Source organism: Geobacillus sp. YF-1 (assembly GCF_052692335.1).
In genome coordinates, this window is record NZ_CP199850.1 from 2619236 (window position 1) to 2634743 (window position 15508).

Annotated in this window: 13 protein-coding genes and 1 pseudogene; 4 read left to right on the forward strand and 10 right to left on the reverse strand. The window is 54.7% G+C overall.

Features of this window, described 5'->3' with window-relative positions:
• Nucleotides 1-4 precede the first annotated feature (4 nt).
• From ACTVIM_RS13040 to zapA, 4 genes are read right to left on the reverse strand one after another with little or no spacing between them, the layout of a single operon-like run.
• Nucleotides 5-2359: an endonuclease MutS2 gene (locus ACTVIM_RS13040; protein WP_445612833.1), complete on the reverse strand. Its 2355-nt coding sequence runs from the start codon at nucleotides 2357-2359 to the stop codon at nucleotides 5-7.
• A gap of 20 nt (nucleotides 2360-2379) precedes the next feature.
• Entirely contained in the window at nucleotides 2380-4104 is a 1725-nt protein-coding gene (gene polX, locus ACTVIM_RS13045; RefSeq protein ID WP_445612834.1) for a DNA polymerase/3'-5' exonuclease PolX, read from the reverse strand.
• A gap of 42 nt (nucleotides 4105-4146) precedes the next feature.
• On the reverse strand, nucleotides 4147-4686 hold the full coding sequence (locus tag ACTVIM_RS13050; RefSeq protein ID WP_033020357.1) for a CvpA family protein: 540 nt from the start codon (nucleotides 4684-4686) through the stop codon (nucleotides 4147-4149).
• Nucleotides 4679-4954 carry a cell division protein ZapA gene (gene zapA / locus ACTVIM_RS13055; protein WP_033020359.1) on the reverse strand — a complete coding sequence of 92 codons (276 nt, stop codon included), beginning with the start codon at nucleotides 4952-4954 and terminating at the stop codon, nucleotides 4679-4681. The genes ACTVIM_RS13050 and zapA overlap by 8 nt, the downstream gene beginning before the upstream one ends.
• A 111-nt stretch (nucleotides 4955-5065) precedes the next feature.
• Between zapA and rnhC the strand changes: the two genes are divergently transcribed.
• The gene (gene rnhC, locus ACTVIM_RS13060; protein WP_445612835.1) at nucleotides 5066-6001 is read left to right on the forward strand and encodes a ribonuclease HIII; all 936 of its coding nucleotides are present in this window, start codon (nucleotides 5066-5068) and stop codon (nucleotides 5999-6001) included.
• A 325-nt stretch (nucleotides 6002-6326) separates the two neighbouring features.
• Complete coding sequence (locus tag ACTVIM_RS13065; protein WP_445612836.1) at nucleotides 6327-6935, forward strand: VanZ family protein; 609 nt, start codon at nucleotides 6327-6329, stop codon at nucleotides 6933-6935.
• Nucleotides 6936-7234: 299 nt separating this feature from the next.
• Here the strand turns inward: ACTVIM_RS13065 and ACTVIM_RS13070 are convergent.
• The 3 genes and pseudogenes from ACTVIM_RS13070 to ACTVIM_RS13080 form a co-directional block, all read right to left on the reverse strand.
• Nucleotides 7235-7447: pseudogene (locus ACTVIM_RS13070) on the reverse strand (aldo/keto reductase); the annotation flags it as partial.
• Between the two features lie 98 nt (nucleotides 7448-7545).
• Nucleotides 7546-8535: an aldo/keto reductase gene (locus tag ACTVIM_RS13075; protein WP_445612837.1), complete on the reverse strand. Its 990-nt coding sequence runs from the start codon at nucleotides 8533-8535 to the stop codon at nucleotides 7546-7548.
• 25 nt (nucleotides 8536-8560) lie between these two features.
• Complete coding sequence (locus ACTVIM_RS13080) at nucleotides 8561-9412, reverse strand: aldo/keto reductase (protein WP_445612838.1); 852 nt, start codon at nucleotides 9410-9412, stop codon at nucleotides 8561-8563.
• A 219-nt stretch (nucleotides 9413-9631) separates the two neighbouring features.
• On the opposite strand from ACTVIM_RS13080, the gene ACTVIM_RS13085 reads away from it, so the two are divergent.
• Together ACTVIM_RS13085 and ACTVIM_RS13090 are read left to right on the forward strand one after the other, a co-directional pair.
• Nucleotides 9632-10546: an AraC family transcriptional regulator N-terminal domain-containing protein gene (locus tag ACTVIM_RS13085; RefSeq protein ID WP_445612839.1), complete on the forward strand. Its 915-nt coding sequence runs from the start codon at nucleotides 9632-9634 to the stop codon at nucleotides 10544-10546.
• Between the two features lie 63 nt (nucleotides 10547-10609).
• Complete coding sequence (locus ACTVIM_RS13090; RefSeq protein WP_445612840.1) at nucleotides 10610-10804, forward strand: TetR-like C-terminal domain-containing protein; 195 nt, start codon at nucleotides 10610-10612, stop codon at nucleotides 10802-10804.
• A gap of 129 nt (nucleotides 10805-10933) precedes the next feature.
• On the opposite strand, the gene ACTVIM_RS13095 is transcribed toward ACTVIM_RS13090, so the two are convergent.
• From ACTVIM_RS13095 to ACTVIM_RS13105, 3 genes are all read right to left on the reverse strand, one after another.
• Entirely contained in the window at nucleotides 10934-11599 is a 666-nt protein-coding gene (locus ACTVIM_RS13095) for a type 1 glutamine amidotransferase domain-containing protein (RefSeq protein WP_445612841.1), read from the reverse strand.
• A gap of 292 nt (nucleotides 11600-11891) precedes the next feature.
• On the reverse strand, nucleotides 11892-15056 hold the full coding sequence (locus tag ACTVIM_RS13100) for an MMPL family transporter (protein WP_445612842.1): 3165 nt from the start codon (nucleotides 15054-15056) through the stop codon (nucleotides 11892-11894).
• Entirely contained in the window at nucleotides 15053-15505 is a 453-nt protein-coding gene (locus ACTVIM_RS13105) for a MarR family winged helix-turn-helix transcriptional regulator (RefSeq protein WP_445612843.1), read from the reverse strand. The genes ACTVIM_RS13100 and ACTVIM_RS13105 overlap by 4 nt, the downstream gene beginning before the upstream one ends.
• Nucleotides 15506-15508: the final 3 nt, after the last annotated feature.

Sequence of the window (15508 nt, forward strand, 5' to 3'; positions counted from 1 at the left end):
CCCATCATTTCAGTTCCACGATCGTCACCCCGGTGCCGCCTTCATTCGCCTCTCCGAACCGGAAGCGTTTCACCGCTCGGTGTTGTTTTAAAAACTGCTGCACTCCTTGCCGGAGAGCGCCCGTCCCTTTGCCGTGGATGATCGACACGCGCGGGTAGCCGGCGAGCACGGCATCATCCAAGTATTTCTCAAGCCGAATGAGTGCGTCTTCGTACCGTTCGCCGCGCAAGTCAAGCTCGAGGCTCACATGGGCGTCCTTGCCTTTCACCGTCGCGATCGGTGTCACTTCGTTCGCCGGCGCGCTGCCGATATACTCCAAATCGCGCTCATGAATTTTCATTTTCAAAATGCCAAGCTGCACTTGCCATTCGTCGTCCGACACTTTTTCGATCAAATACCCTTTTTGGTTGAGGCTCGTGACTCTCACTTCATCGCCCGGCTGGAACACATGGCGTGAGACGGCCTTTTTCGCCGTGTTCCGCTTCTTTGCTTTTGGCACCGCAGCAGCGAGCCGCTGTTTCGCCGCGGCGAGCTCCTGCTCGTTTACTTCCGCCCGCTTTTCTTTTTGCAAACGGCGCAGTTCGTGGATGATCCGCTCGGCCTCGCGCTCGGCGGCGCGGATGATGTCAGTTGCCTGCTTTGCCGCTTCCGCAAGCCGCTCTTCTTTTTCCTCTTCCAGCGCCGCGAGCGTTTGCTCCCACTCAGCGCGCATCCGCTCGGCTTCCTCAAGCGCCGCGCGCGCCCGCGCTTCGTCTTCCTCGGCTTGCTTTTTGCTTTTCTCCAGCGAGGCGATCATGTTTTCCACGCTATGGCTTTCCGCGCTCACTTGCGCTTTCGCCCGCTCGATCACCCGCTCATCAAGCCCCAAGCGGCGTGAAATGTCAAAGGCGTTGCTGCGTCCGGGAATGCCGATCAACAGTTTATACGTCGGGCGGAGCGTTTCGGTGTCAAATTCGACGCTCGCGTTGACCACGCCGGCGCGGTTGTAGCCGTAGGCTTTCAACTCGGGATAATGCGTCGTCGCCACCGTCCGCGCCCCGCGGCCGTGCACTTCATCCAAAATGGCGATCGCCAGCGCCGCTCCTTCCTGCGGGTCGGTGCCGGCCCCAAGCTCGTCAAACAACACGAGGCTTTCGCCATCGACATGGCGCAAAATGTCGACAATATTGACCATATGGGACGAGAACGTGCTCAAGCTTTGTTCAATCGACTGCTCATCGCCAATATCAGCGAAAACCGAACGGAACACCGTCGCTTCCGATCCGTCGGCCGCCGGGATGAACAGCCCCGCTTGCGCCATGACCGTCAACAAACCGATCGTTTTTAACGTCACCGTCTTCCCGCCGGTGTTCGGTCCGGTGATGACGATCGTCGTATAATCGCCGCCCAGCTCAATGTCATTCGGCACCGCCTTCTCTTGATCAAGCAGCGGATGGCGCGCCTGCAAAAAGCGAAGGTAGCCGCGGTTGTTGACGGCTGGTTTGGTCGCCTGAATCCGGCGGGCGTACTTCGCCTTGGCGAACGCAAAATCAAGCGCCGCGAGCGCTTCGACCGCCCGCGCAAGCGGCTCGGCCTGTGCGGCGACTTTGGCCGAAAGTTCGCGCAAAATGCGCTCGATTTCCTGCTTTTCTTTCATCCGCGCCTCGCGCAGCGCGTTGTTTAACTCCACGACCGCCTGCGGCTCGATAAACAGCGTCGCCCCGGACGCCGACTGGTCATGGACGATGCCGCCGTAAGCGCTCCGATACTCTTGTTTCACCGGGATGACGTACCGGTCGTTGCGGATCGTAATAATGGCGTCCGACAGCCGCTTTTGCGCCGCTGGCGAGCGGATGATGCTCTCGAGTTTCTCGCGGATGCGCGCTTCCGCTGACCGAATTTGCCCGCGCAGCGAGCGAAGGCGGTCGCTCGCCGCATCCAATACTTCGCCATGGTCGTCGATCGAGCGGCGAACGTCATGCTCGAGTTCCGGTGCTTCGGCAAGCTCAGCGGCATACGAAGCCAAGCGCTCCAGGCCGCCGTGCTCCTCTTGCAGATCGGTGATCAGCCGCTTCATTTGCCGGCTTGCGGCCGCTGTCGCCGCTACTTCCAGCAGCTCTTGTGGGCTGAGCGTGCCGCCGATCGCCGCCCGCTTCAAATGCGGACGAACGTCGACCACCCCGTCGAGCGGCGCATAGCCGGCCAGCCGCAAGACCGCCGCGGCTTCATCCGTTTCCTCGAGCCAAGCGGACACTTCCTTCCAGTCAGATGACGGTATGAGCGCATCGATTTTTTCCAAACCGAGCGGCGAGGACGCATGCTCGGCCAACTGCGCTTTCACTTTATCGAATTCTAGGGTGTGAAGCACTTTTTGTTGCACGTATCTAACCCCCAGCTGATTCATTTCTTTCGTTTGCCGCGCAAAAACTGTTGCAGCTTCTCAAGCGGCCATGTGTTGACGACCGTGTCTTTCTTGATCCAGCCTTTCCGGGCCGCGGCCACCCCGACCGACATATCGTCAAGCATGTCCAAATGGTGGGCGTCCGTGTTGATGGCGATGTACGCCCCTGCTTCCTCCGCTTTTTTCACGTAAGCCGCCGACAAATCAAGCCGGTTTGGATTGGCGTTCAGCTCAAGGATCGTCTTTGTCTCCGCCGCCAGCTCGATCAGCCGCTCGATATCGACATCATAGCCGGCGCGCTGGCCGATCAGCCTGCCGGTCGGGTGAGCGATGACATCGACATACGGGTGGAAAAGCGCCGCTTCCAACCGCTTCATGATCGTCTCGCGCGGCTGTTTGAACCCGGAATGAATGGCGGCGATGACAAAATCAAGCTCCTCGAGCACATCATCATCATAATCGAGCGTTCCATCCGGCAAAATATCCATTTCGACGCCGGCCAAAATCGTCAAATCCGAATAACGCGCGTTCAGCCGTTCAATTTCCTCGCGCTGGCGCCGCAGCCGCTCCGGCGTCAAACCGTTGGCGACTTTCAAATAGTGCGAATGGTCGGTAATGGCGATATACCGGTAGCCCCGGCGGCGACACGCCTCAGCCAGCTCCTCGAGCGAACACGCCCCGTCGCTCCATGCCGAATGCATATGCAAATCGCCTTGCATGTCTTCAAGGCGCACAAGCGGCCAATCAGCCAAAAACCGCTCCACCTCCGTGCCGTCTTCACGCAGTTCAGGCGGAATATACGGCAGCCCGAAATGGGCGTAAAACGCCGCTTCACTCGGGAACGTTTTCACCTTGCCTGTCGCTTGGTCTTCGACGCCGTATTCGCTGATTTTTTCCCCGCGTTCTTTGGCGAGCTGGCGCATCCGCACATTATGGTCCTTCGATCCGGTGAAATGGTGAAGCGCGGTCGCAAATTGCGCTTCGCTGACCAGCCGAAAGTCCGCGGCGATCTCATCCTCATACTGAAACAGAAGCGACACTTTCGTCTCCCCAGCGGCGATCACCTCGCGGATGTGCGGCAGCTGAAGCAGCGCCTCGCGCACCTCCATTGGGCGCGCGGTGGCAATGACATAGTCCAAATCTTTCACCGTTTCGTTCCAGCGCCGCAAACTGCCGGCCCGTGAAAAACGGATCACCCCATCCATTTCGGCAAGCCGGCGCTCGATATCGGCCGAAATCGGCAACACCCGGGCCAGCGGCAGCCGCTCGGGGCGCTTGCCCGCCTCTTCGATGGCCATCAGCAGCTTTTCCTCTGTTTTCGCGCCGAAACCAGGAAGCGCCCGCACTTTTCCCGCGAGGCACGCTTCTTTCAATCCGTCCATATCGACAATGCCCAGCTCTTGATGCAGCTTGGCGATTTTTTTGCCGCCAAGCCCCGGGATTGTAAGCAAGGCGAGCAGCGTTTCCGGAATGTCGCGCTTCAATTCTTCGAGCACCGACGATGAACCGGTTTCGACAAACTCGGTGATGATCGCCGCCGTGCTTTTGCCGATGCCGGGAATGGCGGTGAAATCGTCGATTTCCGTCAGGCTTCGCTCGTCCGTTTCCAAGGCGTTCGCCGCTTTGCGAAACGCCGTCACCTTAAACGGGTTTTCCCCTTTAATCTCCATATACAACGCAATCGTCTCAAGCAAGCGGATGACCTCTTTTTTATGGACGTTCATTCTCGTCCCCTTCCTTTCCCAAAACACCGCGGCCGCGCTCGGTCAGACGCGGCCATGAATCCACCAATGGTCAAGCATCTCCGACAACACCGGCGTATGTTTCACAATCGCGGTTGCCATGAGCGAACGCTGCAGCTGCTCTTGGACGCTGTCAATCGGCACGAGCGCGCCGATATACAAAAGCAAAAAGACAAGCAAATATACTTCCGCAAATCCGAGCGCCGCCCCGGCCAAGCGGTTGACGCTGCGCAACAGCGGCAGCTGAGCGACGAAATCGAGCATCGAGCCGATGATCTGAAGAACAATTTTCACCACAAAAAATAAAAGTGCAAAAGAAATCGCCCGATAATACGCATCATCCAAATGCGCGCTCTGAAACAACAGCTTCACCGTCTCCGGGTCGCCAAACGTCGGATACGGAATCCAAAGGCGCAAGGTCGGCACAAACCGCTCATAATAGCGGTAGGCGAGGTAAAAAGCGATGAAAAACCCGGCCATATGAATGAATTGGAGAATAAAGCCGCGCTTTAAGCCAATCATCGCTCCGAGCAACAGGACAAACAGCACGATGACATCAATCATCCGGCTTCCCGCCCTTTTCCATGTTCATCTTTTCGACAAGTCGCTGATACTCTTCCTTCAGCTTCAAATATTCGCTGGCGATGTTGACAGCTGTCAACACGGCCAGTTTCGGCACATCAAGCATCGGATGTTTCTCACTGAACTCCTGCATTTTATCGTCAACGAGCGCCGCCACAAGCCGGATATGGGCCGGACTTTCCGTGCCGACGATCGTGTAGTTTTGACCGTAAATGCGGACGCTCACCCGCGTTTTTGGCTGTTCTGTCAAGCTTTCTCCCCCATTTCGCCAAATCCTACTGTTTATCATATCACGAACGCTGGTATAATGGAAAGATGCGACACAAAGGGACCCAGAAGAGGAGAAAGGAGAGAGCGAACGTTGTCAAACTATGTCATTCAAGCCGACCAACAGCTGCTTGCCGCCTTGCGCGCCCACTACCAAGACGCCTTGTCCGACCGGCTTCCACCCGGAGCGTTGTTCGCCGTCAAGCGCGCGGATGTCACGATCACCGCCTACCGCTCGGGGAAAGTGCTGTTTCAAGGGAAAGCGGCGGAACAAGAAGCGGCGAAATGGATGGGGGAGCAGGGAGCTGACCTAGCCAAACGACAGGAGAGAGAGAGCACCTCGCCCCCATCGGAACATAGACTCGCGAAGCTTTCGGCCATCGGTTCGGATGAAGTCGGCACCGGAGACTATTTCGGCCCGATCGTCGTCGCCGCTGCCTACGTCGACCGCGCTCATCTCGACCAAATGGCCGCGCTTGGCGTCAAAGATTCGAAGCAGCTGAGCGACGAGGCGATCAAACGGATCGCCCCCGCCATTATGAAAACAACGCCGCATGCGGTCACCGTGCTCGACAACGCCGCATACAACCGCTGGCAGCAAACGGGCATGCCGCAGACGAAAATGAAGGCGCTCCTTCACAACCGGACGCTCGCGAAACTCGTTGACGCCATCGCGCCGATCGAACCGGAAGCGATCATCATCGACCAATTTTTAGAGCGCGAATCGTATTTCCGCTACCTCGCGGATGAAACGCGCATCGTCCGCGAGCGGGTGCATTGCCTGCCGAAAGCGGAAAGCGTGCACGTATCAGTCGCCGCCGCCTCGATCATCGCCCGCTATGTGTTTTTAGAAGAGATGGCGCGATTATCCCGCACCATCGGCCTCCCGCTTCCGAAAGGGGCCGGTGCTGTCGTCGATGAAGCCGCCGCCCGAATCATCCGCCTGCGAGGAGAAGAGGTGCTCGAGACGTGCGCCAAGCTTCATTTCGCCAACACAAAAAAGGCGCTTGCCATCGCCAAGCGCCGGTAGGGGTGTCCATCACTCCCATGGGAAACGACAGCGTTGGCTCCATCGTACAGACCCCGCAGCAACGAAACGCCGCTGTTTCCCGTCCTTTCCGGCTTTACAAAAAAAGTTACTATACCCTATTATTGTAAATTTTCGGTTCATCACCAAAACGTGTACTTGACAGACGGTGTACTTCTCTGAACAGGTGTAGGCAAAAATGATTGATTTCCTGTTCTATCGTGGATGCATCAGTAAGATGTGTGATGAAAAAATCAAGTACAACTTTTGGTGAAGAGCCAAAATTGATTACAGTTGGTAAATTCATAAACCGGGATTGGTGACATGCATGAAAACGATTGGATTCTCAGTTGACTTACATCCCCCGCTATTTATGATCGTTTTTGTCATATTATGTGGTATCACTTGCTTCATTTTGAAAAAAAGGAAAGCGAATATCACCGTGAAACAACTCTTTTTTGTCGCAGCTACGATATTTTATTCTTTGTCTGTTGTCAAATTAACCTTACTCCCAATCACGATCAGCTTTGATCAAACAAGCGATCCGGACATGCCTTGGAAATACTATTATCAGTTGATCCCGTTTCAAACCATTATCTCTGCGTGGAAGCAAGGCAACTTTTTGCAAGTGGTGGGGAATATTGTTCTCCTTCTCCCGCTACCGATTTTAATAGGACTATTGAAAAAACGCAGCACAGGCTTTTTTCGAACGTTGACTGTCGTCATTTCCGTAAGTTTGGGCATTGAATTGACCCAATTACTCATTAATTGTTTAACCGGAGTTCCAAACAAAGTAGCGGACGTAGACGATTTTATATTAAATTCCATTGGTGGTTTGGTTGGATGGGCAACCATAAAACTATATTTTGTTTTGATAAGGGAGAAGAACGATCCATCTTTTCACCTTCCCAATTCAGCGGACAACTCGACTCACTAATATGAGTCGTTCGTCGTGACAACAAAATAGGTTGCGCCTGATGACCGGTTTCAAGAAGTAAAGCGCCACCCCAACATCATGAAAAATGGGTGGATTCCTTAATGATGTGCCCATCAATTTATGAGACATGAACCTCCTTGTGGGCAGTTGGTAGCACAGCGATTCTAACCAAGGAATCGGGTTCATGTCTCCTTTTTTGTTTAGTTGTCAATTTATGTTAGCGAATTTGCTCATCTACAGACACAAAAAAAGCTGCCATAAAAACCGATTCATCACAGTTTTTATGGCAGCTTTTACTTCGTCTCTTCAATCGGCGTATCATAATCCCAGCGGTGAATTTGATACAGATCGACATAATCGGTGCCTAGACGTTTCAAACTTTTGTCGATCTCGCTCATGATGGCTTTTCGGGACAGCCCTTTCCGATTGGGTCCTTCGTGCACAGAGAAATACACTTTCGTGGCGATGACGATTTCCTCCCGATTGGCGTACTCTTTTAAAATGCGCCCGATCTCACCGCATCGGCTTGTTGACTCCTGCGGCAAGATCGGGAGTCGGCGCCAATGTTTCCGCCAAGTGGGCTACGCTTTTTTCACAATGCGACGCCCAACTATTTTCCAATCCGTTTTGCAAAGTCGGAATCAGCCGGATAACGGTCGCCGGCAATGTCGATGTTGGCGAGAGCATCGTTCAACTCCTGCCATTCCTCCGCCGTCAACACGACATCCAACGCACCTAGATTTTCTTCGAGGCGCTCCAATTTGCGTGTTCCCGGAATCGGCACAATCCATGGCTTTTGCGCCAACAGCCATGCCAAGGCAATTTGTGCCGGCGTGGCTTGTTTCTCGGCCGCAAACCGCTTGATGAGCTCGACCAGCACTTGATTGGCCTCAATGTTTTCCTGTTGGAACCGGGGCACAATGCGGCGGAAATCGGATTCGGCGAACCTCGCGTTCTGGTCAATCGCTCCCGTCAGAAATCCCTTGCCAAGCGGGCTGAACGGCACGAAGCCGATGCCGAGCTCCTCAAGCGCAGGCAGCAACTCTTCTTCCGGGCTTCTCCACCATAACGAATATTCGCTCTGGACAGCCGTAAGCGGCTGCACCGCATGCGCGCGGCGGATCGTCTGCACTCCCGCCTCCGACAACCCCCAATGACGGATTTTCCCCTCTTTCATTAAATCTTGAATCACTCCGGCTACTTCCTCGATCGGCACGTCCGGGTCGACGCGGTGTTGGTAGTACAAATCAATGACCTCGACTCTCAGGCGCTTCAGCGATCCTTCCACCGAACGGCGGATCGTTTCCGGTTTGCTGTCGAGCACTTGCTTGCCGTCGTTCATTTGAATGCCAAATTTCGTGGCAATGACCACCTCTCCTTTGAAGGGAGCGAGCGCCTCGCCGACCAACTCTTCGTTCACGTACGGCCCGTACACTTCCGCTGTATCAAAAAACGTGACCCCGCGCTCCACAGCTGCATGAATGAGCGCAATCATCTCTTTTTTGTCCGCAGCCGGCCCATAGCCGTAGCTCATCCCCATGCAGCCAAGTCCAATCGCGGACACTTCCAATCCGCTTTCGCCTAGTTGACGTTTTTGCATCCTTTTCCCCCCTTTTTATTTCCTATTAAATTTCCAACCGACGCTGGCAAAGCCATTTCACGATTTCCGGGTCGCGATGGGAAAAGAACAAGCTTTGCTTCGTATCAAGTGCGGCAATTTTGTTCATATCGTCTTGATCAAGCTCAAAATCAAAGATTTGGAAGTTCTCCACAATGCGCTCTTTATGCACCGACTTAGGAATCGCTACAATCCCCCTTTGTGTCAGCCAACGCAAAATGACTTGGGCAACCGATTTATGATGCTTTTTCGCGATGGATACTAACACTTCATTTTGGAAGATGCCGTTTCTTCCTTCCGCAAACGGCGCCCACGACTCAAGTTGGACATTGTGCTGTTTCATCCATTCTGCACTCTCCATTTGCTGGCAGAACGGATGCGTCTCAATTTGGTTGACGGCTGGAGTCACTTCATGATGAAGAATCAAATCGATGAGACGATCCGTGTGGAAGTTGCTCACGCCAATCGCGCGAATTTTCCCTTCGCGATACAGTTCTTCCATGGCGCGCCATGAGCCGTATATATCACCAAATGGCTGGTGAATTAAATACAAATCAACATAATCGAGCTGCAACCGCTCGAGCGATCTCGCAAAGGCTCGTTTCGTGTTCTCATAGCCGGTATCTTGAATCCACAGCTTCGTCGTCACAAAGATGTCTTCCCTTGGAATGCCGCTCCGTTTGATCGCCCGCCCGACCGCCTCTTCATTTTGATAAGAAGCGGCCGTGTCAATGAGGCGATAGCCGGTCATGAGCGCATCATAGACGCATTGTTCGCACAAATCGAAATCGGTGATTTGATATACACCAAACCCTAGGATCGGCATCTTAACGCCATTGTTCAACGTAACGGTTTGCATCGCCCTCTCCCTTTCATCGTCATTTAGGTCACTCATATCGCCCAAAGGACGCGCTAGCAAGCTTCATCCTTAGCGAGCACCGGACAATATCATTATGTCCCCTTTTGCCCAGCAACCGGTATCACAATCCTCGCAAATCATTGCCTAATTCTCTCAGACCTCTTTCGGTTGTGGAAGAAGTTTGCGTAAAATAAATTGTAGTGGAAGGGGGAAAAACAATTGAAATCAATCATTGAACAACAACATGAATTGGCGGTGCTCATCGAGCGCCATACAGGAAAAGACGGCGTTTACGAAACAGAGATTCCATCGCTTCTTCTTTTTCGCGAATCGCATCCCACAACACCGAAACATGGCGTCCAACGCCCGGCGTTTTGTCTAATCGTGCAAGGCAGAAAAGATGTCTGGCTGGCGGGGGAACGGTTTACGTACAATCCGACCCACTATCTTGTCGCCTCTGTCGACTTGCCAGTTATTTCCCAAGTGGTCGAAGCAAGCGAACAGACGCCGTATTTGGCCTTGCGGATGGAATTTGCGCTCCATCAAATCGTCGAACTGCTGCAGCACACCGACAACGACGTTTCCCTGCAAAAAAAGCCAAAACGGGCAATGTTCGTCAGTGCGGTTGAGCCTCCGCTGCTCGATGCGGTCATGAGGCTCGTTCGCCTGCTCGACACCCCAGAACATATCGACGTCTTAGCACCGATTTACAAAAAAGAAATTTTGTATCGCGTTTTGCACGGGCCGTATGGCGATGTCCTCCAACAAATGGCCGTCCAAACCAGCCATGCCCGCCAAATTTATCATGTCATCGAATATATTAAAGAACACTATCATCAACCGATCCGCATCGAAGAGCTGGCTGATTTATCTCATATGAGCGCAGCATCGCTCCATCGTCATTTTAAAGAGGTGACAGGGATGAGCCCGATTCAGTTTCAAAAACAGCTGCGGCTTCAGGAAGCCCGGCGGCTCTTGTTAACAGAGTTGATCGATGCCGCTGATGTCGCTTTTCAAGTCGGCTATGAAAGCCCGTCACAGTTCAGCCGCGAATATTCCCGCCTATTCGGACGACCGCCGAAAGAAGATGCGAAACGTTTGCGGGCTGAATACGGAGACAGAGCGAATGCGTAAATGAAAGAGAGGCCGGTTTGTTCACAGGCCTCTCCTTACTTTCGTCATCGTTTTTTACAGTTGATGATCAAGGAATTGAAACCGGACGTCGACACATCGAACGGAAAGAACAAGGGGCTTAGCGAAGATCTTGTCTTGCAATTTTTTGCTTCCGCCGGCGTTGGAATTGTCGAATGGTGGTTCAAGCATGGCATGCCGCTTCCGGCGCGGGTCATCGCCGAACAGACAGGGCGGCTGTTGGACCGCAATTTTAACTAACAAAAAGCGTCACCGACCATTGCCTGTAGACGGCTGTCGGTGACGTTTCTGAAGCATTTAGCGTGGAACGATTTTGACCGTCGCCGCCCGAGGGCGAGTGCTGATCATCGCGTCGAGATACGAGCTTCCTCATGCCCGTTCTTCGAGCGCCGCGACGACTTTTTCCGCCGTGCTCCGGCTCGATTGCGGGTTTTGCCCGGTGATCAAGTTGCCGTCGCGCACCGAGAAATCGGTCCATTTCTCGCCGCGGACGAAATTCGCCCCGCGCAGGCGCAAGGTCGACTCAAGCAAAAACGGCATATGCACATCAAGTTCGACCTCGCGTTCTTCCTCATCGGTAAACGACGTGACCGTTTTCCCTTTCACGATCGGCGTCCCGTCTTTGTATGTCGCGTTCACCAACCCTGACGGCCCATGGCAGACAGCGGCGATGATCCGGCCGTCTTCGGCGAATCGCTGCAACACGTATTGCAGCGTTTCGTTGTCCGGAAAATCAAACATCGTCCCGTGTCCCCCGGGGAGAAAAATGGCGTCAAATCCGTTCGCGTCATCTTTGCTTAAACGCGCCGTGTTTTTCAGCGCCGCTTCCGCCTCGGCCCAAGACGGGTCTTTCTCATTGATGCTGCGCGGATCCAACGGCACGTCGCCGCCTTTGATGCTCGCCACTTTCACGTCATACCCTTTTTCTTTAAACACCAAATACGGCACGGCAAACTCTTCAAGCCAAAGCCCGGTTTTGTGGTCGTCGGTGATCGTCGTATGGTTCGTCACCACCATGAGCACTCGTTTCGTCATGCCCGCCTTCCTCCTTTCCAGTCTGGAATGTTCTCTGCTCTCATCATACTTTACATTGAGCGAAAACGAAAAAAATATGCTTATGAAACGGAAATGTCGTCATGATGGCGCAAACCATGCCTAAGAGCGCAGCGATTGTAAGGAACATGCCGCTTCACCGCATCCTGTGTCCAATCGAAAAACCGTGTCGTTTCGCTCGTTCGCTCACGGCGAGGAAAAACCGCTGCTGTTCCGTCCGCGAAAAAAGAAAGCCGCTCCCTGAATCATTTGGGAGCGGCAGCAGCCGGTCATTTTAACTAATTTTCTGCTGTTCAAGCCCATCCGCCTCGCTCATCGGCTGTCCAAACGGCCACCAGTTGGCGCGGCCGAACGTGCGGACCATGACCGGGACAAACAGCGGGAGGACGACAAGAGCGTAAAGCAAAAGCCCTGTCAATACAATCGTCGCGATTTGCAAGAGCGACAGAACGCCGGACGGATACATCGCGGCAAACGTCCCGCCCAAAATGACGGCGGCCGAGATGATGACCGTCCCCATATGGCCCATCGCTGACAGCATCGCTTCTCTCACCGGCCGGTCGCGGTATTCGTTGAACCGGTCCATCAGGAAGATGCTGTAGTCGATGCCGAGCGCCATAAGCAGGACGAAGGCGAAAAACGACACCGCCCAGTTCAAACCGGCGTAGCCAAGGCCGTTGACGAAGATGAGCTCGGTGACGGCCATCGACGTGTAATACGTCAACACAAGCGACAAAATTAAGTAGAGCGGCATGATCAACGACCGGAGCAGGGCAGCCAGCACGATGGCGATCCCCGCCAGCATGAGCACCGCTGTGTGCCGATAGTCGGCGTTCGAAATCGCCCGCAAATCGGCATACGTGCTTGTGACGCCGCCGACGGCGATGCTCACCCCCTCCAGTTTTGCTTCTTTCACTGCCCGTTCGGCGGCGGCGCGAATGTCATCGATGCGGCCGAGCGCCGATATGGAGTACGGATTTTCTTTGAAAATGACATCAAACGTGACGATGCGCCGGTCTTTTGACATATACGCGTCTTTCGCCTGCGCAAATTCTTTGCTTTCAAGGGCCGCTTTCGGCACATGCCAGCCGGCCATGTCCTTCGCCGGCGCCGATGACAAATCGGCCAAATACGTTTCCGCTGTTCCCAGACCGCTGGCCACCTTCTGCAAACCGGACGCGCTTTGGTCTAGGCCGTTGACAAGCTGGCCGAGCTGGCCGCCAAGGGCCGAGAAGTGCTCAAGCAGCTGCCGCTGGCCGCCGTTGACTTGCTCGAGGCCAGCTGCAAATTGCGGCAGTTGATCAACGGCTTGTTGTTGGCCGTCGGCCGCTTTCGTCAAGCCGGCTTCAAGCTCGCCAAGCCCGGCGATGATTCGATCCAAACCGCCGTTAATCGCGGCTTGCCCGGCCGTCAGTTGGGCAAACGACTCATTCGCTTTCGCTAGGCCGGTGCGCGTTTGGTCAAGCGCCCCGTTCAACTGCGCGAGGCCAGCCGCCATTTGTTTCGCTTGATCAGATAAAGCAGCGACGGTCATTTTCGCTTGTTGATATTGTGCGTCTTCGCCGAGCTCCGGGTGCGACTGCTCGACTTGCGCAAGCAGCGTTTGCACGGCGGCAAGCTGATCAGCGACCGCCTTTAAGCCTGTTTCGACTTGCTTGTATTGGCTGCTGATCGCCGCCAAGCCTTGTTCGGCTTGTTTGTAGCCGCTAAGCAGCTGCGTGGCGCCGTCTTGCAGTTTTTTCGCATTGTCGCGCAAGGTCGCCAAGCCGTTTTTCAGCTCGCCGGCCCCGATCGCTCCGCGGCGCACGCCTTGTTCAATTTGACTCAAGCCGCTTTGCAGCTGGCGCAGGCCGTTCTCAAGCCGCTCCGTTCCCGAGACGAGCTGGCCGATGCCGGATGACGCTTGCTTCAGCTGCGGCGCGGAAGCGGAGAGCCGATTGCTTGCCGTCTCGAGCCCGGCGCCGATTTTCTCGATGCCGTCTTTGCCGGCGCCAAGGCCGTTTTTCAGCTGTTTCGCCTGCTCGGTGACAAATAGCTCTTTGATCGGTTCGCCTGTGGGCCGCGTCACCGAGCGGACGCTCGCCACGCCGTCGACGGTTTCGACTTCGCGGCTGATTTTTTCGATGAGCGCCATCCCTTTTTCGGAATCAAGCGGCTCTTTGCTTTTCAACACAATTTGTGTCGGCATGGCGTCTCCGGGATGAAAGTGGTCGGCAATAATGTCAAACGCTTTGACCGAGCGATAATGGTCGCCGATCTCTTCCATTGAATCAAACGACAGTTTGCCATCGTACGTCACGAGCACCGGCACCGTTACCGCTGCGACGATAGCGAGCGCGAGCAGCGGACGGGCGAACGCAAACCGTCCAGCCGCCAGCCAAAGCCGGCTTTGTCCGTGCTCAAGCTTTCCGCGAACCGGCCAAAACAGCTTCTCGCCAAGCACCGCCATGAAAAACGGCACGAGCGTCATAAGCGCCATAAGCAGCACCGCCACCCCGACGGCGACGGCGGCTGCCGATTGGTACAACTGAAATGTCGACAGTCCGATCGCGGCAAAACCGATCATGACCGCCAATCCGCTCGCCGCCACTGTTTTTCCCGCCGTCCGGTACGTGGCGATGACCGCTTCCGTGCGGTCACCGTGTTTCGCCAGTTCTTCCTTAAATCGGCTTAAAAGCAAAATGCAGTAATCCGTTCCGATTCCGAACAACACGGCCACCAAAAATGTTTGCGTAAACGTCGACAGCGGAAAGTTGACCTTATCGACCAAAAACGCGACGATCGACTGAGAAACGACATACGTCGCTCCGACCGTCAACAATGGAATCAACGACGCGACCGGCGAACGGAATACGGCCAACAGCACGATCAAAATAAAGACAACGGTAATTCCTTCCGTCTTCTTCACGCCTTCAAGCGAGCTGGTCACCACATCTTCATCGATCATCCACCCACCGGTGAAATAGTGCTCGACCTTGACGCCGTCCACAGCCTGATAGAGCGCGTCCGTCAACTGTTTCGCCGTCCGTCCGGCCGGGTCGATGCTGATCGAAATGAGCATCGTCGTCCCGTCTTTGGACACGAGCTTTTTTTCCAGCTCCTTATTGGCCAGCGGCGAAACGATTTCGGTAATATGCAGCTCGCTTTTTTTCTTTTCCAGCGCTTGAACCGCCTGTTCGATTTCCCGTTTGTCTTGCGCCGTCAATCCGTCTTTCTGATAAAAGACGAGCACGGCGGAGCGCTCATGTTCTTTGTTTTCCTGTTCGTTCGCCTCTTTGATCCATTTCGCCGCCAATGACGACGAATAGCCGTCCGGCACGCTCAGCTGCCCTTTCTCCCGAACAAGCTCGCCCATGTTCGGCGCGGTCATCATGAGCACCGCCGCGATGATGATCCAGCCGATGAACACGAACCATTTTCCTTTGATGATCGCTCTCATTTCGCTTCTTCCACCTCCTGCAGCACGCGGGCCAGTTTTTCATACGTGCGGATGAACGTTTCAATTTCTTCTTCTGGGAAGCGGGCGATCACTTCTTCCACGAGCCGATAGACGTTCCGGTCCATTTCCGCAATCCATGCTTCCCCTTGTTCTGTCAGCGATAAGACGATGACGCGGCGATCGTTCCCGTCACGCTCGCGGCGCAGCCAGCCTTTGTCGACGAGGCGGTTCGTCATCGCCGTCACCGCGCTTTTGTTCACGCCGAACATCGCCGCCAGCTCGGTTGACGTGCACGTCCCCCGCCGGCGAATATAGCGAAGCAAATAATATTGGTCGTGCGTCATCTCTTCGCAAAGGCTGTCTTTGACGAGCGCCGCTCCGCGCTTCATCACGAGAAACGAGACGGACAAATAACGGTCGATCCACTCGTCGATGTTTCGCCTTGCCACTTC